At 44.0% G+C, this 20,041-nt stretch carries 20 protein-coding genes; 5 read left to right on the top strand and 15 right to left on the bottom strand.

What is annotated here, in order from left to right:
- Positions 1-46: 46 nt before the first annotated feature.
- Positions 47-1,369: a 23S rRNA (uracil(1939)-C(5))-methyltransferase RlmD gene (gene rlmD / locus MCT08_RS03885; RefSeq protein WP_274677916.1), complete on the bottom strand. Its 1,323-nt coding sequence runs from the start codon at positions 1,367-1,369 to the stop codon at positions 47-49.
- A gap of 185 nt (positions 1,370-1,554) precedes the next feature.
- Here rlmD and barA point away from each other — a divergent pair, with 185 nt between their 5' ends.
- Positions 1,555-4,332, top strand: coding sequence for a two-component sensor histidine kinase BarA (gene barA, locus MCT08_RS03880; RefSeq protein WP_274676947.1), 2,778 nt, complete (start codon positions 1,555-1,557; stop codon positions 4,330-4,332).
- Between the two features lie 75 nt (positions 4,333-4,407).
- On the opposite strand, the gene acpS is transcribed toward barA, so the two are convergent.
- The 11 genes from acpS to rpoE all read right to left on the bottom strand — a co-directional run bounded on the left by acpS (position 4,408) and on the right by rpoE (position 13,549).
- Positions 4,408-4,788 carry a holo-ACP synthase gene (gene acpS, locus MCT08_RS03875; RefSeq protein ID WP_171979743.1) on the bottom strand — a complete coding sequence of 127 codons (381 nt, stop codon included), beginning with the start codon at positions 4,786-4,788 and terminating at the stop codon, positions 4,408-4,410.
- Positions 4,789-4,797: 9 nt separating this feature from the next.
- Positions 4,798-5,529 carry a pyridoxine 5'-phosphate synthase gene (gene pdxJ, locus MCT08_RS03870; RefSeq protein ID WP_053310735.1) on the bottom strand — a complete coding sequence of 244 codons (732 nt, stop codon included), beginning with the start codon at positions 5,527-5,529 and terminating at the stop codon, positions 4,798-4,800.
- On the bottom strand, positions 5,526-6,254 hold the full coding sequence (recO, locus tag MCT08_RS03865) for a DNA repair protein RecO (RefSeq protein WP_168521040.1): 729 nt from the start codon (positions 6,252-6,254) through the stop codon (positions 5,526-5,528). The genes pdxJ and recO overlap by 4 nt, the downstream gene beginning before the upstream one ends.
- Positions 6,255-6,304: 50 nt before the next feature.
- The gene (era, locus tag MCT08_RS03860; protein WP_274677915.1) at positions 6,305-7,276 is read right to left on the bottom strand and encodes a GTPase Era; all 972 of its coding nucleotides are present in this window, start codon (positions 7,274-7,276) and stop codon (positions 6,305-6,307) included.
- The gene (rnc, locus tag MCT08_RS03855) at positions 7,269-7,946 is read right to left on the bottom strand and encodes a ribonuclease III (protein ID WP_053310732.1); all 678 of its coding nucleotides are present in this window, start codon (positions 7,944-7,946) and stop codon (positions 7,269-7,271) included. Before rnc ends, era begins: the two co-directional genes overlap by 8 nt.
- Before the next feature lie 36 nt (positions 7,947-7,982).
- Positions 7,983-8,879, bottom strand: a complete 897-nt coding sequence (gene lepB, locus MCT08_RS03850; RefSeq protein WP_053310731.1) for a signal peptidase I — start codon at positions 8,877-8,879, stop codon at positions 7,983-7,985.
- Between the two features lie 92 nt (positions 8,880-8,971).
- Positions 8,972-10,765 (bottom strand): translation elongation factor 4, encoded by a 1,794-nt coding sequence (gene lepA, locus MCT08_RS03845; protein WP_053310991.1) that lies wholly within the window; start codon positions 10,763-10,765, stop codon positions 8,972-8,974.
- A 112-nt stretch (positions 10,766-10,877) separates the two neighbouring features.
- Positions 10,878-11,348: a SoxR reducing system RseC family protein gene (locus tag MCT08_RS03840; RefSeq protein WP_053310730.1), complete on the bottom strand. Its 471-nt coding sequence runs from the start codon at positions 11,346-11,348 to the stop codon at positions 10,878-10,880.
- Positions 11,345-12,322: a sigma-E factor regulatory protein RseB gene (gene rseB, locus MCT08_RS03835; protein WP_274677914.1), complete on the bottom strand. Its 978-nt coding sequence runs from the start codon at positions 12,320-12,322 to the stop codon at positions 11,345-11,347. The genes MCT08_RS03840 and rseB overlap by 4 nt, the downstream gene beginning before the upstream one ends.
- On the bottom strand, positions 12,319-12,942 hold the full coding sequence (locus MCT08_RS03830) for a sigma-E factor negative regulatory protein (RefSeq protein ID WP_274677913.1): 624 nt from the start codon (positions 12,940-12,942) through the stop codon (positions 12,319-12,321). The genes rseB and MCT08_RS03830 overlap by 4 nt, the downstream gene beginning before the upstream one ends.
- A 34-nt stretch (positions 12,943-12,976) precedes the next feature.
- Positions 12,977-13,549: an RNA polymerase sigma factor RpoE gene (rpoE, locus tag MCT08_RS03825; protein WP_053310727.1), complete on the bottom strand. Its 573-nt coding sequence runs from the start codon at positions 13,547-13,549 to the stop codon at positions 12,977-12,979.
- Between the two features lie 545 nt (positions 13,550-14,094).
- On the opposite strand from rpoE, the gene nadB reads away from it, so the two are divergent.
- Complete coding sequence (gene nadB, locus MCT08_RS03820) at positions 14,095-15,702, top strand: L-aspartate oxidase (protein WP_274677912.1); 1,608 nt, start codon at positions 14,095-14,097, stop codon at positions 15,700-15,702.
- Between the two features lie 31 nt (positions 15,703-15,733).
- Here the strand turns inward: nadB and MCT08_RS03815 are convergent, their stop codons facing one another.
- Positions 15,734-16,150 carry a protein YgfX gene (locus MCT08_RS03815; protein WP_274677911.1) on the bottom strand — a complete coding sequence of 139 codons (417 nt, stop codon included), beginning with the start codon at positions 16,148-16,150 and terminating at the stop codon, positions 15,734-15,736.
- A complete protein-coding gene (locus tag MCT08_RS03810) occupies positions 16,119-16,379 on the bottom strand; it encodes an FAD assembly factor SdhE (protein ID WP_168521031.1) in 261 nt (86 codons plus the stop codon). The genes MCT08_RS03815 and MCT08_RS03810 overlap by 32 nt, the downstream gene beginning before the upstream one ends.
- A gap of 150 nt (positions 16,380-16,529) precedes the next feature.
- On the opposite strand from MCT08_RS03810, the gene ygfZ reads away from it, so the two are divergent.
- The 3 genes from ygfZ (at position 16,530) to MCT08_RS03795 (ending at position 18,738) form a co-directional block, all read left to right on the top strand.
- Positions 16,530-17,501 carry a tRNA-modifying protein YgfZ gene (ygfZ, locus tag MCT08_RS03805; protein WP_274677910.1) on the top strand — a complete coding sequence of 324 codons (972 nt, stop codon included), beginning with the start codon at positions 16,530-16,532 and terminating at the stop codon, positions 17,499-17,501.
- A complete protein-coding gene (locus MCT08_RS03800; protein WP_171979746.1) occupies positions 17,494-17,967 on the top strand; it encodes an aminoacyl-tRNA deacylase in 474 nt (157 codons plus the stop codon). The genes ygfZ and MCT08_RS03800 overlap by 8 nt, the downstream gene beginning before the upstream one ends.
- Before the next feature lie 564 nt (positions 17,968-18,531).
- A complete protein-coding gene (locus MCT08_RS03795; RefSeq protein ID WP_053310721.1) occupies positions 18,532-18,738 on the top strand; it encodes a DUF1107 domain-containing protein in 207 nt (68 codons plus the stop codon).
- Between the two features lie 72 nt (positions 18,739-18,810).
- Here MCT08_RS03795 and MCT08_RS03790 read toward each other — a convergent pair whose 3' ends face one another.
- Entirely contained in the window at positions 18,811-20,040 is a 1,230-nt protein-coding gene (locus MCT08_RS03790) for an FAD-dependent 2-octaprenylphenol hydroxylase (protein ID WP_053310720.1), read from the bottom strand.
- Between the last annotated feature and the right edge of the window lies 1 nt (position 20,041).

Here is a 20,041-nt window from a genome sequence, read left to right as displayed (position 1 = left end):
TATAGTTTGTGTTATTCGACTAACCGTCTAAGGATTAGTTCTCTCTTTATCGATTTTTTACAAATAGCGCCATAGATTCTAAATGACTCGTATGCGGAAACATATCCAACATGCCTAATTTTACTAATTTATAACCTTGGCTTATCAAGCTTTGGCTATCTCGAGCAAGCGTCGCTGGGTTACAAGAGACATAAACGACACTTTTTGCGCCTAAACGAGAAAGTTGATCAACAATACCAACTGCTCCTGCACGTGCTGGGTCGAGCAGTACTTTAGCAAATTTTTCCTTTGCCCACTCTTGGCTCGACAAATCTTGTTCCAAATTTGCTTGGTAGAACGCGATATTGTTTATATTGTTGTGCGTTGCATTCTGTTGTGCTTGTGTGACCATCTCGTCAACGCCTTCAACACCAACCACAAATTGTGCACGCTTAGCTATCGGCAAACTAAAATTACCCAAACCGCAGAATAAATCGAGTACCCGATCCTCTGGAGAAATCTGTAACCAGTCCATCGCTTGCTCAACCATTTTCTGGTTCACGTACCGATTGACCTGAATGAAGTTCGACGGCAAAAATGGAATTATCACCCCACCCTCACTGTAAGTGGCTTCTTTTCCTGAGAGAATTTCAAGTTGCTCACTTTGCGGGACAACGTACAGCGTTGCCTGATGCTGCGCAGCGAATTCAAGTAAGGCTTGTTTATCTTCTGGAGCTAATGCTTTGAGGTGCCTTAGCACAATAACTGCACCTTGTTCACCTAACACCAGTTCTACATGGCCGAGCTGTTCTTGCTGTTTAAACGTGGTTAATAACGCCTTTAAAGGGGCAAGTAACTGGTTTAACTGCGGCTCTAATACCGAGCAGTCTGTGATGTTAACTATCTGCTTGCTCTGTTTTTTTCGAAAACCAAATAGCAGCTGCTGCTGTTTTTTATCCCACAGTAAACTGATACGTGCCCGACGACGATAACCTTTATCGGGGCCTGAAACCGGCTCAGACAATGTCAACGTTTGGCCTGCAAATTTGGCCATTAATTGACTGAGCGTTTGCTGTTTATGCTCGATTTGAGCCTCATGGGTCAGATGCTGTAGATCACAGCCGCCACATTGTGAGTAATGCGGACAAAACGCATCAATACGCTGCTCACTTGGCTTTAACACTTTGATCAATTGGCCACGAAAAAATTTACTTTTACTCTCACTAAGCTGTATAAGCACTTGTTCGCCCGGCAGAGCACCATCGATAAAGATCGGTTTCTTTTGCTGATAAGCAATGCCAGCCCCTTGGTGATCAAGCCGCTCAATCAATACCGTTTGATGTTTGGTCTCTAGTTGCGTTTTCTTTTTCGGTTGGAAAAAACGTGCCATGCTTTATGCCTACGTAAGATTTAATCGGTGTTTTTCTGCCCTAGCGTCACTATTTAGTGCGGGGATGATTGTCGAATTTACTCGACTTGATTAAGCTAACCGCTAATTAAACGATTTTCGTACTAGCTTCGCTTGTCAAACTGCGGGCTATTTTCCCATATCCACACCACGATGTTTAGACAATAATGACCAGATATGGCTTACGCGCGCGCGTTATTACCTTAACCCTAGCTCCGACCTTGATTATCGGCTTATTGCTGAGTGCTTTTTTTTCCTTTAATCGCTACCACGATCTTGAAAATCAGGTGATTAATGCAGGGGCGAGCATCATTGAACCCTTAGCGATTGCTAGCGAAGAAGCGTTAAAGAATCAAAGCCGTGAATCAGTACGACGTATTATCAGTTATGCACACCGCAAAAATTCGAAGTTAGTTCGCAGTATTGCTGTATTTGACGCCAACCACGAATTATTTGTAACGTCTAACTTTCACCCCAATTTTGAAAGCCTGACTTACCCAAAAGATAAACCGATACCGATCCTTAGTAGCTCACACCTGACCGAGAATACGCTAATTTTACGTACTCCCATCCTCGAAGAAAGTCGTCTAATTGAAGGTGGGGGCTCTGAAGCCACTACGCCAGCGTTAGGTTATATTGCGATAGAGTTGGATCTTTCATCTTTGCGCTTACAGCAGTATCAAGAAATTTTTTCAGCCTTTTTGGTGCTAGCGCTTGGGTTAGGGTTATCAGGAGCCTTTGCATTTCGACTATTGCACGACGTCACACGTCCTATTACCCATATGAAAAATATGGTGGACAGAATTCGCCGTGGTCATTTGGATGTGCGCATTGAAGGTAAAATGCACGGCGAATTAGATTCGCTCAAAAAAGGCATCAATGCGATGGCAGTTTCACTATCGGAATATCATGTTGAGATGCAGCACAGCATTGATCAAGCAACCTCTGACTTACGTGAAACCTTAGAACAATTAGAGATTCAAAACGTCGAACTCGATATTGCTAAAAAACGCGCCCAAGAAGCGGCACGCGTGAAATCAGAGTTTCTTGCCAATATGTCACATGAACTGCGCACCCCACTTAACGGTGTGATCGGTTTTACCCGTCAAATGCTGAAAACACAGCTCAGCAACAGTCAAATGGATTACCTCCAAACCATCGAAAAATCAGCAAACAACTTATTGAATATCATCAATGACATCTTAGATTTCTCTAAGCTTGAAGCGGGTAAATTGGCGTTAGAAAACATTCCATTTGAGTTCCAAGAAAGCCTAGAAGAAGTGGTGAATTTGCAAGCCACCAGCGCTCATGAAAAAGGGCTGGAAATCACGCTTAAAGTTGACCAAAAAATCCCAGCAGGATTAGTTGGCGACCCACTACGAATTCAGCAAGTACTGACCAACCTTGTGGGTAACTCGATTAAATTTACTGAACGCGGCAATATCGATATTAGTGTCGAAATGCGCTCGCAGCGCGATGATGTGGTAGAGCTACAGTTCATGGTTCGCGATACGGGAATCGGCATTTCCGAGCGACAACAAGCCCAACTATTTCAAGCATTTAGTCAAGCCGACGCTAGTATTTCGCGTCGCTATGGTGGCACAGGCTTGGGACTGGTTATTACTCAGAAACTGGTCAGCCAAATGGGGGGAGAAATCAGCTTAACCAGCCGCCTACACCAAGGTTCAACCTTCTGGTTTACTCTGAGATTGCACATCACAGAAATGCCAATGAGTGATTGGCTGGACCCTCAGATACTCAGCAGTAAACAATTGTTACTAATTGAGCCCAATATGCAAGCAGCCTCGATTACACAGCAGATGTTGGTTCAAGCGGGGCTACATGTTACTTATCGTTCAGTGATGCCTGAAGAGTCAGAACATTTTGATTATGTACTACTTAATTTAGCGCCGAGTAAAGAAACTGACATTAAGTTGGTCGAACAATGGGTCAACAACGCCGTTAATATGGCAGATAATGTCATTATTGGTACGCCAAGTACTGAGCTTGCGCTATCCGATCATCTGATGCAGCAATATCCGGTACAGTGCATCACCAAGCCGCTATCGCGGAAAAAACTGCTGCAAATATTGATTGCCCACCAACCCGCCATTCAAGATGTACCGGAATCACCTAGCGAGTTTGATAAACTACCACTGAAAGTCATGGCGGTTGATGATAACCCAGCCAACCTAAAATTGATCATGGCACTGCTGCAAGAGCGCGTAGAAACCATTGTTTCTTGTACCAATGGCCAAGATGCCATCGAACAGGCGAAAGATCATAAGTTCGATATTATTTTGATGGACATCCAAATGCCGCATATGGATGGCGTTACCGCATGCCAGGAAATCAAAAAGACCCAGCTTAATGCTCAAACCCCCGTTATCGCTGTTACCGCTCATGCCATGGTTGGGGAGCGAGATCGTCTCTTGAAAGCTGGTATGGACGATTACCTAACCAAACCTATCGAAGAACATATTTTGCAGCAGGTATTGGTTCACTGGAATCCGCACACGACTAGCCATGAAGTTGAAAAGCTAGAGCTCACTGAGCACTTGGAACCGATAATAGAGGCTCAAGAAGTCGCACATGCCGACACCATCATCATTGACTGGCAAACGGCCCTCAAACAGTCAGCCAACAAGGAAGACTTAGCAAAAGATCTACTGAAAATGTTGGTAGAGTCGATCCCTGAAATTAATCAAGTCGTTGCAATGGCCTTAGAAGATGATGAATATTCAACGCAAGATCTGCTCCATCATGTACACAAACTGCATGGTAGCTGCTCGTACAGTGGCGTTCCGCGCTTGAAAAAAGTGTGTGCCACTATTGAGCAAGCTCTACGAGCAGGACAATTGATCAGTGATATTGAGCCAGAGCTATTTGAGCTGCAAGATGAGATGGAAAAAGTAGTCGTAACGGCAAAACCTTATCTGGTTTAGCCATTAAACCTGAACAATAAGAATAGGTTGGAGTTGCGCCATATATGGCGCAACTCCAATGAGCATAACTACTAACTACGATTCGAATATCACCGTTGCGACCGCATAGTGACGTTCATCCGATATCGTTAAGTGGATATGTTGCACACCAGCAACTTCAGCCAATTGCGCCGCCTTGCCAGAGAGCGTCAGCAGTGGTTTACCATTTTGATCATTGCTGATTGTGAAGTCTTGAAAACTGACGCCATGTGCGATACCAGTACCCAATGCTTTCGATGCTGCTTCTTTGGCTGCAAAACGCTTAGCAAGATAGCGGCCCTTTTGCTTCAATGACGTAAATACAGCGAGCTCTTGCGGTGTCAAAATACGCTCGGCAAAAGCATCACCACTGCGTGATAATGCTTTTTCTATACGTTCGATTTCTGCGATATCACTACCCAGACCAACAATAGCCACTCGTTAACCTTATTTACGCGCCGCTTGCATGATTGCTCTCATGTCAGCAACAGCTTTATCTAAACCGTCAAACACGGCGCGACCAATGATAGAGTGGCCAATATTCAATTCATAGATTTCAGGCAATGCCGCGATAGCCGCTACGTTATGGTAAGTCAAACCATGACCAGCGTTAACGGTGATGCCAAGGTCACTGGCATAACTTGCCGCTGCTGCAATTTTCTTCAACTCATCTTGTTGATCCGTTTCCGTTTCAGCGTCAGCGTAATGACCAGTATGCAGCTCGATAAATGGTGCACCGCATGCTTTAGCGGCGTCAATTTGTTCACGATCAGCATCAATAAAGAGCGATACTTTAATCCCTGCCTCCGTCAACTTTTCGGTTGCTGCTTTGACTTTTTCAAGCTGACCAAGAACGTCTAAACCACCCTCAGTGGTCAGTTCTTCACGCTTTTCAGGCACTAAACAAACAAATTCAGGTTGTGTTTTTAGAGCAATATCGACCATTTCATCAGTCACGGCCATTTCAAGGTTCATACGAGTTTGTAGCGTTTCACGCAAAATACGAACATCGCGATCTTTAATATGGCGTCGGTCTTCACGCAAATGGATTGTGATGCCATCAGCACCCGCGCGTTCAGCGATTTCAGCAGCGTGAACTGGGTCTGGATATTTGGTACCACGTGCATTACGTAAAGTTGCGATATGATCGATATTAACGCCTAAATAAATTGCGCTCATTTTCCTATACTCCGTATTTTGGAAAAACTGGTCATTGGCAGGAAAAGTTCTCTGCTCTTTAAAGGTTTACCGCCAAGATACGGCTTTAAGGCTATACGTGTAAAGCGTTTTGCCGCTTGAAGTTGCTCTTTGGTCACGAAGCGACGTTCACTAATTGCGATCAACTCATTCCCCATAAAGGTTAAGTTATCTCGGCGCACTGACGCAATAAAGCCTTTCTGTTCGCGATAACGATACGTCATCTCTGGGTCAATCGCTTCGCCTGTTCCTGCGCAATGTAAAAAATCGACGCCATAGCCCATTGCTGCGAGCAGGGCGAGTTCAAAACGTCTCAGTGCAGGCTCTGGATTATCACATTGAGCAAGTTCGGTAAGGGCATGCAAGTAGTCATGAAACAGACCGGGAGCAGGCACTTCTTGTGCTAACACTCGCCCAATCAATTCATTCACGTACATCGCAGAGTAGAGAGTAATACCATAAAGAGGTAACCCTAAACTGATTGGTTCTGCTTGGCGAAGGGTTTTCATCGAGCTATTGCCCGACCATTTGAGTAATAAGGGGGTAAAAGGTTGTAAAGCACCTTTGAGATTCGAACGTTTGCTGCGCGCACCTTTAGACATCAAAGTAACACGACCATACTCCTCGCTAAAAACATCAAGGATCAAACTCGACTCGCTATAAGGACGTCGATGGAGGACAAAACAACGTTGTAAACCTTCAGACATAAAGTAACTCAGAGATGAGCAGCACTATGACTACTCATCTCTAATATGGGTTATAGATCGTCAATATAACCTAGGCTACGAAGGGCGCGTTCATCATCTGCCCACCCGGACTTCACTTTCACCCAAGTTTCGAGGTAAACCTTGCGACCAAACAGCTCTTCCATATCTAAACGGGCTTCGCGACCGATGGTTTTAATTTTCTCACCACCTTTACCAATCACCATTTTCTTCTGACCGCTGCGTTCGACTAGGATCAACGCATTGATATGAAAGCCATCCGTTTCAGGGTTGTAATCGAAGCGTTCAATTTCAACCGTAACAGAATAAGGTAGCTCTTCACCGGTAAAGCGCATCAATTTTTCACGTACAATTTCAGATGCCATAAAACGCTGAGAACGGTCAGTCACATACTCTTCAGGGAAATGGTGTGTCGCTTTCGGCAAATGCTCACGCACGTGTTTACGTAATACATCGACATTTTTACCGTGTTTAGCGGCAATCGGTACGATATCGACAAACTCCATTTTCTTAGATAGTTCAGACATGTGCAGCATAACGTCATTACGATCTTTCACGTTATCAACTTTATTCACACACAGAACAACAGGGAAATTAGCGTTACGTAGTTTGTTAAGCACCATTTCATCATCAGCAGTCCACTGAGTGCCATCGACAAGAAACAGCACCAAGTTGACATCACTTAAAGAACTGCTCGCCGCTCGGTTCATTAAGCGGTTGATTGCACGTTTTTCTTCAATGTGTAGCCCTGGAGTGTCGACATAAATCGCTTGGTATTGACCGTCAGTTTCCACGCCCATAATACGATGGCGAGTAGTTTGCGGCTTGCGCGATGTGATCGAAATTTTTTGCCCAAGTAGGTTATTTAGCAACGTTGATTTACCAACATTAGGACGGCCAACAATGGCGACAAAACCACAGTGTTGATCATCGAGTACCGTTGCTTCATTAGCGCTAGTATTTGATGCAAAGTATGCATCCAAGTCGAATTCGTTATCAGCCATTTGTTAGTTGCTCTAGTGCAATTTCAGCAGCCGCTTGTTCAGCTTTGCGACGGCTAGTGCCTTTACCAATTACAGGGGTTCCTACTCCTGCGACATCACACGACACCGTAAACTCTTGGTTGTGTGCTTCACCTTTAATATTAGTCACTGTATAGATTGGCAGCTGTTTTCTTCTGCCTTGCAGAAACTCTTGAAGGCGAGTTTTTGGATCTTTTTGTGAAACGCCGGGCTCGATGGCATCTAAACGGTCTTGATACCAACTCAAAATAATACCGCGTATCACTTCAACATCGCTGTCTAAGTAAATAGCACCAATGATGGCTTCTACGGCATCAGCAAGGATTGAATCACGACGAAAACCGCCACTTTTCAACTCACCTGGACCTAATTTTAAGTAATCTCCTAGGCAAAATTCTCGACCTAGTTCCGCCAGAGTATGACCACGAACTAACGTAGCGCGCATACGACTCATATCCCCTTCATTCACTTTAGGGAAACGATGGTATAGCTCATCGGCGATGACAAAACTTAAAATTGAATCGCCCAGAAACTCAAGACGTTCATTGTGCTTACCATTTGCACTGCGATGTGTCAGTGCTAAGGAAATAAACTCGGGATCATTAAATTGATAGCCGAGTTTAGTTTCTAATTTGCTAATTGGAGAATTCATGCTCTCTCGATGTAATGATGGCTAGCCAAGGCTAGCCTAGTTAATACCACCAATGCGGTTAAAACGCACACCAGTTGGAATCCATGAAGGTAAAACGCTATCGGCATCACGCTCAAATTCGAAGCTGATCCAAATAGCAACGGCTTTACCGACTAAGTTTGCTTCTGGGACAAAACCCCAGTAGCGACTATCAGCACTGTTGTCACGGTTATCACCCATCACAAAATACTGACCTTGTGGAACAACCCACTCGTTAACACCATGACGAGGTTGATACGCATCAACGCGATCACGACGCAATGGATTGATCAAAATCTGGTGTTCAACCTGGCCTAGCTTTTCATTCACTTGGATTAAGGGAATGCCATTTTGGTTGAATTCACTCTCTTCAACATTGGACAGTTTGACCTGTTTACATTCTGTTGAACCTTGAGCTTGGATACAAACTTCCTTGTTACTACTATAGCGAACCGTATCGCCTGGCATACCCACTACACGCTTGATGTAGTCAATACTTGGCTGTGGTGGATATTTAAAAACTACAATATCTCCACGCTCAGGCTTACCCGTTTCAACCAATTGAGTACGCCATACCGGGTCTTTCAAACCATAAGCATATTTCTCAACCAGGATAAAATCACCAACCAATAATGTTGGCATCATCGAACCTGATGGAATTTGAAACGGTTCATAGATAAAAGAACGCAGCACCAGCACCAAAGCAATCACAGGGAAAATAGAGACACTATTTTCTACCCACCATGGTTGAGCGGCGACTTTAGCCGTCACACTGGCATCTAATCCGTTGGTTTGCGCTTCAATACCGGCCACTTTGTGCTGGCGTTTCTTTGCCCAAACCAACTTTTCTAGCACCCAGACCACTCCGGTCACTAAGGTCACGATCACCAAGATGAGTGAGAATGTATTTGCCATGGACTTCCCTTATCTAAAAATACGAAAGTGAAAGAGCCGAAACTCTTTCACTTATGATTACTGCATGATGAACGGTACATTCAACGCAATGGTTAATCTTTACCAACATGAAGAATCGCAAGGAACGCTTCTTGTGGTAACTCTACGTTACCAATTTGCTTCATGCGTTTCTTACCTTCTTTCTGTTTCTTCAACAGTTTCTTCTTACGACTCACATCACCACCGTAACATTTTGCTAGTACGTTTTTACGTAGCTGTTTGACGGTTGAACGAGCAATAATATGGTTGCCAATCGCGGCTTGAATCGCAATATCAAACATTTGACGAGGGATGAATTCTTTCATCTTCTCAACAACTTGACGACCACGTGTTTGCGAGTTGTCTTTATGAGTGATGATAGCCAAAGCATCCACTTTGTCACCATTAAGCAAAATATCAACACGAACCATGCTTGATGCTTCAAAACGTTGGAAACCGTAATCCAATGATGCGTAACCACGTGATGTCGACTTCAAACGGTCAAAGAAATCGAGTACCACTTCAGCCATAGGAACGTCGTAAGTCAGTGCTACTTGGTTGCCGTGGTAAACCATATCAACCTGCACACCACGCTTTTCAATACACAAGGTAATCACATTACCTAGGTATTCAGACGGTACCAGAATGTTACAACGAGCAATTGGCTCACGAATTTCTTCAATGTCATTAACCGCTGGCAATTTAGCAGGGCTATCAACATAAAGTACCGTACCGTCAGTTTTTTCAACTTCATACACTACCGTTGGTGCGGTGGTGATAAGATCAAGGTCGTATTCACGCTCTAGACGTTCTTGAATAATCTCCATATGGAGCATACCCAAGAAGCCACAACGGAAACCAAAACCTAGTGCTGCCGAGCTTTCTGGCTCATAAAACAGTGACGCATCGTTAAGACTAAGTTTACCTAATGCATCGCGGAAATTTTCATAATCATCAGAAGAAACCGGGAAAAGACCAGCATAAACCTGAGGTTTCACCTTTTTAAATCCTGGTAACGCTTTTTCACATGGTGTTTTTGCTGAAGTCAACGTATCGCCAACTGGCGCACCAAGGATGTCTTTAATACCACAAACAACCCAGCCCACTTCACCAGTATTTAATTCAGTTTGGTCGACTTGTTTTGGCGTAAAAATCCCCAAACGATCAACACCCCAAATTTGCCCGGTACTCATCACTTTAATCTTGTCATTCTTCTTCAATACGCCGTTTTTCACGCGTACAAGAGAAACCACACCTAAGTAGTTATCAAACCAAGAGTCAATGATCAAAGCTTGCAGTGGCGCATCAGGATCACCTTCTGGCGCCGGAATACCAGAAACGATCTTTTCGAGTACATCATCAACCCCAAGACCAGTTTTAGCCGAACAACGGACAGCATCAATCGCATCAATACCAACGATATCTTCAATCTCTTCCGCTACACGCTCTGGTTCTGCGGCTGGCAAATCGATTTTGTTAAGGATAGGAACAACTTCCAGTTCCATTTCAATCGCAGTGTAACAGTTAGCCAAGGTTTGAGCTTCAACACCTTGACCTGCATCCACTACTAATAATGCACCTTCACAGGCGGCAAGAGAACGGGAAACTTCATAAGAGAAGTCAACGTGTCCAGGAGTATCGATAAAGTTGAGCTGGTATGTCTCGCCATCTTTTGCTTGGTAGTCGAGCGTCACACTCTGCGCTTTGATGGTGATGCCACGCTCACGTTCAAGATCCATAGAATCGAGGACTTGAGCTGCCATTTCACGATTACTCAATCCACCACAAACTTGGATTAAACGGTCAGAGAGGGTCGACTTACCATGGTCGATGTGGGCGATAATCGAAAAGTTACGAATGTGCTTCATAGGTTTGGGATGACTAAACTCTTGCAAAAAGGAACATAAGAACGCGACATCAAGTGGCGTTTCCATAAAGTTGGCAGATTCTACCCAATTTCGATAGGGATCGCATCATAAATTAGGCAATGGGCTCACCGAGGACTCGAACCAAAACCACTTCAAGCTGTGAACGTTTTTCAAGAACGGTGGAGAATCGTTTGGCAATGATGATCCCAACGGCGATAAAAAGTGCCGCGCTCATAATCACCAAACCTTCGCCACCATTAAACATAGGGGCAATAACAGCATCACCGAGCCAAGCTCCAAGCATCATCATAAATAACGGCACTAGGTAAACCAAAGCCGCCGATTGAAGTAAGCTTTTTTCAGGAAAACCAATTTCAATCACCTGGCCAGGCTTGACTGTTTTGTCCGTATTGAGTTGCCAGTGCAGTGTTTTGTTGCCCACAGCTTTAGAAACAATCCCCGTCCCACAACTTTTTGATGAAGAACAACTGCTGCAACTGGTCTGCTGTTCACAACTAAGTTCAACATGAAACCCTTGTTGCTTTAATTGAACAGAAGTCACTGTCGCCAACGCCGTCATCATGGTGCCGTCACCTCATTGGTTTTGTTCATCGCTTTAAACGTAATTGACTGAGCGATACGCTTGGCGGTTTCTGGTGGAATATCACCCACCACCGAGATCTCATTATTGCCTTTCACAAAACTATGTAAAGTACGGCGACCTTGGCGAACCAATTGACCTTTTAACGAATGATTGTCGCTATCTGAAATGTATACAGAGAAACTGAACAAACCATCGCTAAACATTTGGCTTTCAACTAAACGTTCAGTAATAGCCATACGGTAACGGTTCAGTTCTTTGGGCTCGAAACCATCAGGGGTCCAACCTACATTCCAAAAACTTTCGTTAAGGTTACCCTTTGGTAAAGACAATACTTCTGGAAGTTTGACGGCATTGAGCCCCTCCATCGCATCGGCGAGTTTGTCGCTGATCGCATAAGATATGGTGCGATATTGCTCTAATACTTCACCATCTCTATCAACTAAATCTGCTCGTAGTGGCAAATGACTGGCTTCATCAACCCATAAAACATAGGAATAACGCAGCCCATCTTTAGGCACAATACGCACAACCTGACAGGCAGTACCCGCTTCACGAGCACGACCGACTTTAACAAAGTCGTAATATTGGCTTAATGCGCCAACATCGCTATCGAGCATAGGAATCGTTGGTGCGACCATAGAGCTAGATTCGATGGTGAACGGATCTACGCCTGGCTCAATGTAACTAACTTCATAACCACGACGAATAACTTCTCTGACCGGCCCACTGAGATAGACGAGATGAGCAAATTGTTGGTCACTTTTACTCGCATGACGATATAGTAAAGGTTCGATACTGCTTTTCTTAATAAGAATGTAAGACAGCTCATAATTTAAGTGCTGACTGGCTTCGTTCATTTGAAGCAACAAAGCCTCTGCAGGTTGGTCATCTGCAAAGGCTAATGTAGAGTTCAAACTGAACAGCGCCAACGCACTGATCAGGTATTTATTCATTCAGCTACCGATTGATGTACATCGTTGTGCAAGCTAGCACTTTCGCTATTTAAGCGAAGTTGCAGCTCGTAATCTTGTAATAGCGCGTTAACGCGGCGGCGTTGCTCTTGCATATTAGTATCATTGTTGTGTCGCTCGACAGAATCACGAGTCAAGCTAACCGGTTCAACACTACCAGTGAACGGTACTGTTTGTAATACAGGTAATTGATCACCTTGAGTGGCGGTTGGATCACTACCACTGTATTGCTGCACACCCAAAATAACCACAAGCGAGACACAAGCAGCCACAGCGACTTGTCCAAACTGAGAAAGCCATGCTGGTAATTGTCGACGGGCTTGTGATGGCGTAGGTTGAGACTCACGATTTCCATGCTGGATATCAACAACAGAGGCCGAATGTAAACGACTGTGCGTAGGCTCACTTTCCAATGCTAACGCCACACTTTCTGCAATATTCCATTCAGCTAGCACTGGGGCATCACCACGCATCACATCACCAATTACATGGTAATTTTTCCACGTTTGTAAACTTTCTTGGTCAAGCTCTAATTCTTGGATTAGTGCCTTATCGACCATTTCCCCATCCATGAGTGCTGAAAGTTTTTCTTTGTCAGCCATTATTTATTCACCATATTCATTACTGGTTTGAGCGCTATAAAAGAGGTTTTATCTTCTTTTCTACCGCTTCACGAGCACGGAAGATACGCGAACGCACCGTTCCTACAGGACAATCCATAACTTCTGCGATTTCCTCGTAACTTAAGCCTTCAAGCTCACGCAACGTCATCGCCGTTTTTAAATCTTCAGGTAACGCTTCTATCGCACTGAACACTACCTGTTGCAATTCTTTGGACAACGTAATGTTCTCAGGGTTCGATATTTCTTTTAGCGCATTACCATTTTCATAATATTCAGCATCTTCAGCATCAACATCATTTGCGGGTGGCCTGCGGCTCTGCGCAACAATGTGATTTTTAGCAGTATTGACAGCAATACGGTATAGCCAAGTGTAAAACGCGCTTTCTCCACGAAAAGTTGGGATAGCACGATACGCCTTGATGAATGCCTCTTGGGCGACATCCGCTACATCTCCAGAATTGCTCACATACCGAGAAATAAGGTTGCAGACTTTATTTTGGTATCTTAAGACCAAAAGGTTAAACGCTTGCTTATCCCCACTCTGAACTCGCTCAATCAATACCTGATCGGTCAACTGCTCGTTCATTCGAGCGTGTACTCCTATTGTTATTCCCCTTACCTTCTCAGATATGGGCATTCATTATGCAAAGTGTAGTATTGACACCACCGCTTACATGAGCACTATTGTGACTCAAGGAAGAATGGGAAGTTCCATTCTGTCTAAAAATATTTGCCATTCACAATCGATAAGTGTGACGTAACTTCAATTCGACAAACCTTACAACATAGTGAGGGTCGATAATACGAAAGACAATGGCATTGACCAAAGTATTGCATTTTAACGAGATAATTTACCTTTATTTTATCTAGATGATCGAAGTCACGCTTACGCAGCTAATGGATATACCAAAAACGACTTGGAGTTACAGGTAGGCGGCAAGTGAGTTTACCCCATAAGCATAGACAGGCTATGTGATTGGGGTAAACGAACGCCGCCAACACCGCAGCATATTCAAGTAGGAAGGGATAAAACCTTGCGACTTAAGCACTTCAAGAGTATAGATACATGCAGTACATTTTTTTAAATAAGAGTTGGATAACTCTACTATAGTTCGGGAATTTAAAAGTTTTATGAACGCAAACCGTGAACATCAATGTGATGTATTAGTGGTAGGTAGTGGTGCAGCAGGCTTGTCGTTAGCTCTGCGTGTAGCAAAACATGGAAAAGTCATTGTTCTAAGCAAAGGACCTCGCAGTGAGGGGGCCACCTATTACGCTCAAGGAGGAATTGCGGCTGTTTTTGACGAATCAGACAGTATTGAATCACACGTTGAAGATACACAAATCGCAGGGGCTGGTATTTGTGAAGAAGATACCGTGCGCTTTATCGCAGAACACGCGAAAGAGAGTGTTCAGTGGCTAATTGATGGCGGTGTTCCTTTCGACAGAGAAGAAAATGACAGTGATGAAGCTCCTCGTTATCATTTAACTCGTGAGGGTGGTCATAGCCATCGACGTATCCTTCATGCTGCCGATGCAACTGGCATGGCGATGCAAACCTCCCTTCAAGATAATGTTCATAACCACCCAAACATCACCATTCTTGAACGTCATAATGCATTAGATTTGATCACCGAAGACAAAGTTGGTGGTGACAAACAAAAAGTCATTGGCGCTTATGTTTGGAACCGTAATCAAGAACACGTTGAAACCATCCGCGCGAAATTCGTGGTCTTAGCCACAGGGGGCGCATCGAAGGTATATCAATATACATCCAATCCCGATGTCTCTTCTGGTGATGGCATTGCCATGGCTTGGCGCGCAGGATGCCGCGTTGCAAATTTGGAGTTTAATCAATTCCACCCAACCTGCTTGTTCCATCCTGAGGCTCGTAATTTTCTTTTGACAGAAGCATTACGTGGCGAAGGAGCATTTTTAAAACGCCCTGATGGCTCACGCTTTATGCCTGATTTTGATGAGCGTGGAGAACTGGCACCGCGTGATGTGGTTGCCCGAGCGATAGATTTTGAGATGAAACGCCTAGGTGCTGATTGCATGTACCTAGACATCAGCCATAAGCCTGCTGATTTTATCGAAAAACACTTCCCCACCATCCATTCTCGTCTAATGGAATTGGGGATTGATATGACCAAAGAGCCGATCCCGATAGTGCCTGCTGCGCACTATACTTGCGGGGGGGTAATGGTCAACAAGCAAGGTCAGACCGACATCAAACACCTTTATGCAATCGGTGAAGTCAGCTATACCGGGCTACATGGTGCTAACCGTATGGCTTCAAACTCGTTACTTGAGTGTGTTGTCTATGCATGGTCTGCGGCGCAACATATTCTGAAAGCACTGCCTGAAGCACAACTTCCTCCAAGTTTACCAGCTTGGGATGAAAGTAAAGTGAATAACTCAGATGAAGAAGTTGTTATTCAACATAACTGGCACGAGCTACGTCTATTCATGTGGGATTACATGGGCATCGTACGTACTGACAAGCGTTTGGAGCGTGCATTACGTCGCATCCAATTGCTGCAACAAGAAACTCATGAGTACTACAGTCATTTCCGTGTTTCGAACAATTTGTTGGAACTGCGAAATTTATTGCAAGTCGCCGAGCTGATGGTTCGCTGCGCAATGCAACGCAAAGAAAGCCGTGGTTTGCATTACACATTGGACTACCCACAATTGGCTGAAGATAGCGGGCCTACAATTCTGACACCGCAAGGCTAGGAATAAATATGTAGTTAAACAAAAGGAGTCTTTATGGCTCCTTTTGTTGTTTATTGATTTGCGCTAATCGAACCAATAGCTGCCGATACAGTTCATCACTACAAGTGTCTCGCCACAATAGATAGCGCTGCCCACATTCTGAGTACAAAATAAGCACCATAAACGAAAATTGCAATGAGACCTTTTCAATAATAAATGTCTCTTCAAGCCACTGACATCTGTCATCCTTATGCAAGGTAACATCACCGCTAACACATGGAGGCAATAGATCGAATTGGTAACCCGCCGACAATAAGAAGATGATAAAGAAGAGAGTCGAAACAAGAGGAAGAGGAGAAATCAACAACGCCCATATGACCAACATCAACAATATGATATGAGCCAAACAGGCGAAATAAGAAGCTTGAAGTGTAAACTTAACGTACTTTGCTGAGGTTATGAGCGACAATCTTGTCCACCATAGCGGCATGCCCTAAATTTTCACTGCGACCGTGCCCCATAATCCACGTGAATAGATCTGGATCATCACACTCCAGTAGGGAAACGAAATCTCGTTGTTCAGTTTCACCAAGCGAGTCGAAGCATTCTTCAAAAAATGGCATTACAACCACATCTAGCTCTAGCATTCCTCGACGGCAGGCCCACTTAATTCTTGCTTTTTCTTCAGTGGTGTACATCGGTTTTCCTCACCTTATGTTTATTTGCGCAGAGTGTATCAAGCGGATGGTAATTCAACTAGTAGATGAGTCACAGTCCCTGTTCAAGCTGACAAAAAAACTGAACCAGACTAACATAGTGTCTACATTTTACTTTTTAGGTAGACAAACATGGACTGGCAAAACGCATTTACACCTCTCTCAGTGACCGCCAATGACACGCTTCCCCCTTTAATGATGGCTCATCTTGATTCATGGGGAGCAATCACTATGGATGGAGATGACAAAAAAGCTTATTTGCAAGGTCAAGTGACCTGTAACGTTGTTAGCCTTGAGAAGACACAATCCACATTCGGTGCGCATTGTGACGCCAAAGGTAAGGTTTGGTCAGTGTTTCGCCTTTTTCACCACAATAATGGTTATGCGATGTTCCAGCCATTATCGGCGATAGAAGCAGAGCTCAACGAACTGAAAAAGTACGCGATTTTTTCAAAAGTAGAGATAAGCCAAAGTCAGGATGTTGCTTTAGGTGTATTCGGTGATAACGCTGAACAATACATTGATGCATTAACAGAAGACAGAGGTGATGTTCGCAGTATTGAAGGTGGTAGCGCGGTAAAAATATCACCACAACGTTGGCTATTACTGATAACTGAACCTATCGCACAAAAGCTCATCAGCAGCAGTGATGCCACTAAAGTCAGCGAAGCACTTTGGACACGTTTTGATATCGAAGAAGGTATTCCGCTTATCACTCAAGTCGATCAAAGAGAACATATTCCTCAAGCGTTGAACTTGCAAGCGCTGAATGGAATTAGCTTTAGTAAAGGTTGTTATACTGGTCAAGAAACAGTAGCTCGCGCTAAATACCGTGGTATCAACAAACGGGCTATGTACCTTGTGCAAGGCAATGTCGAGCAAGCATTGCTCAATGATGAACCCATTGTATTGGAGCGTTCGGTCGGTGAAAATTGGCGCAGTGTTGGACACTTACTCGCTCATTATACTTTTGCCGATCAAACAGCAATTGGCTTGATTGTGCTACCTAATAATTTAGAGGCCGACACTCAATTTCGTCTAGCTAATCAACCTGGCACTCGTTGGTTGATCCAAACGTTACCTTATTCTCTTGAAGATGAATAACGAATTCGATACACACATCACTCGTTATTTAACGGAGCAAGGGGTCTCTTATCGCCTAATGCCCCATCAAACTCCAGCGAAAACGATTGAAGATGCCGCCAAGCAGCGCGGCATTCACCCAAAGCAGATGGTAAAGTCGATAGTTTTAAAAGAGTTAGGTGGCCGATATGCACTCGCCTGCGTTCCGGGAAATAAAGCTGTTGATCCCAAAAAAGTACGCGCCATATTTCAGGGACGTCGTATGACCTGTGTGAATATCGAAGACGTTGCACTCATTACAGGCTACCAAGTAGGCACTGTCACACCATTACTGCTACTCACATCAATGCCTATCATATTTGATAGGCAACTACTGAATGAGCAACAAGTGACTATCAGTAGTGGCACCCAAATGGCTGGAATCGCACTTCGCTGTCAAGATTTAGTCGCGCTTTGCCATCCAATTATCGCAGACATCGTCCGTTGAACAATGAAACAATGTAATCCATTACATTATTTCGTGAGCAACTCTGAAATACACCAAAATCGACGGTGAATTTTTAGTCAAAAGTAAAACATAAATAGTCATTGAAACTTTTTTAACGTACTCTTGCAGACGTTGGTTAAAGCATAATCAGAATGAACATTCTTTTGTATCCTTCACCAACAAAAAAGTGAATCCACTGATTGTTTCAGGACATCCACTTTTTGTGTAATGCATCTGTGACTATTCGCCCGCACATTTAGCGGGCATTTTTTTGTCAGAAAATTCACCAAAAATCATCACATTTAAATAAAATGCAACTATTATTAAAAATGTCATATTGTTCGGGCTTAATAAGCACCGAGTAAAACAAGGGCAAGTTCATTAGCAAACCCTGTTTTGAGGAAAGCATCACACAAACTTGGATATTTATCCAACATTTTGCCAACAGCAGCACAAATATCCAAACAAGTTAGGCTTTACTGCATAATCCCCTATTAATATCACACTATTTTTAACGGGGGTTTAATATAATTTGCAGTGCAAGAACAATAGAAGGATCGTAGTATGAGACTGTTTAAGCGCTATACACCGGGGATGATTGCAAAACACGTAAGTCGTCTTTTTAAAGGAAGAATTTACATTTACGGTGTGGGGAAATTTGAATTTAATAATGGCAAATTGGTCTTGCCAGAGCGTGCAGAGAAACGCCATTTCCAAACAGTAAAAGAAGTGAATCAGGAAATAATGAGATTACGTTGCGCTTACGCTTGATGCAGTTTTAACGACAGAATTTACAAGGGTTGGCGATTTGCCAACCCTTTTGCTTTGTATCAAGTAATAACTTTAAGGTTCCAACAACACCATTTTGCTTTTTGCCAAATCAGGTAGGTGGCCTTTTAAGCCTAATGCTCTCTTCATAATCTCGTCTTTTGCTCCGGGAAGTTGGCCAGCTAAACGCATCCCAATACCTCGAATCAATTTCTTCGCTGGGTTGTCACCTTCGAACAAATCTTTAAAACCTTGCATCGCTGCTATCATTTTCGCCGCTTCCGCTTTACGCCAACGCTCATAGCTACGTAGATTACTCTTAGTCCCCACATCTTCACCTTTAGACCAAAGTGCAAGCACTTCTTGAGCTAAACTGGCGGCATCTAATAATCCGAGGTTAACGCCCTGCCCCGCAAGTGGGTGAATGGTATGTGCAGCATCACCAACCAACGCAATACGCTCAAGAGCAAAGTCTCTTGCATAACGCATTTTTAGTGGGAACGCCGCTCGCTCTCCAACCACTTCACATAGACCTAAACGGTGATCAAACTCTGCAGTTAGCATCTTATTGAACTCATGCTCCGACAGATGTACCAAGCGTTCTGCGCGACTTGGTTCCGTTGACCAAACAATAGAGCTCATGTGAGGATCATTCATCGGTAAGAATGCCAATGGACCTTGCGGTGTAAAGATTTGTCTTGCCGTTGATTGGTGAGGCTCACTTGTGCGAATGTTAGCAACAACCGCACTATGCCCATAATCCCAGTGAGTCAGAGGAATATCCTGCTGCTGACGAACCCAAGAATTCGCACCATCAGCTCCGACAACCAGCTTCGCCGTCAATGATTGCCCATTATCTAATGTCAACCAAGCCTCACTTTCACCGACAGCCAAAGATTGACATTTTGTTGGCATGTATAACGTCACATTAGCCTGCTTTTTCACTTGCTCTAGCAGCGCTAACTGAATCACTCTGTTTTCGACAATATGTCCTAAGTCTGGTTGAGTCAGTTGGTTAGCACTAAATTCAATGCGTGCAAAACTGTCACGCTCCCATACTTCCATCGCAGAATAAGGAGCAGCACGGCGCTGCAAAATACCCGACCATGCATCAAGATTACGCAAAATCATTTCGCTAGAACGACTTAAAGCTGACACTCGTACATCGGGTAGTTCGTTAAGCTCACCATTGGGGACATTACCCTCAATCACGGCAATACGAAGATCGCTATGCTTAAAGGCGGCCGCTAATGCTAAGCCGACCATTCCACCACCAACAATCGCAATATCAACGCTTTGCATCATA

It is taken from the genome of Vibrio aestuarianus (assembly GCF_028858425.1).
GTDB lineage: Bacteria > Pseudomonadota > Gammaproteobacteria > Enterobacterales > Vibrionaceae > Vibrio > Vibrio aestuarianus.
This window is presented reverse-complemented; position numbering and strand designations above follow the sequence as displayed.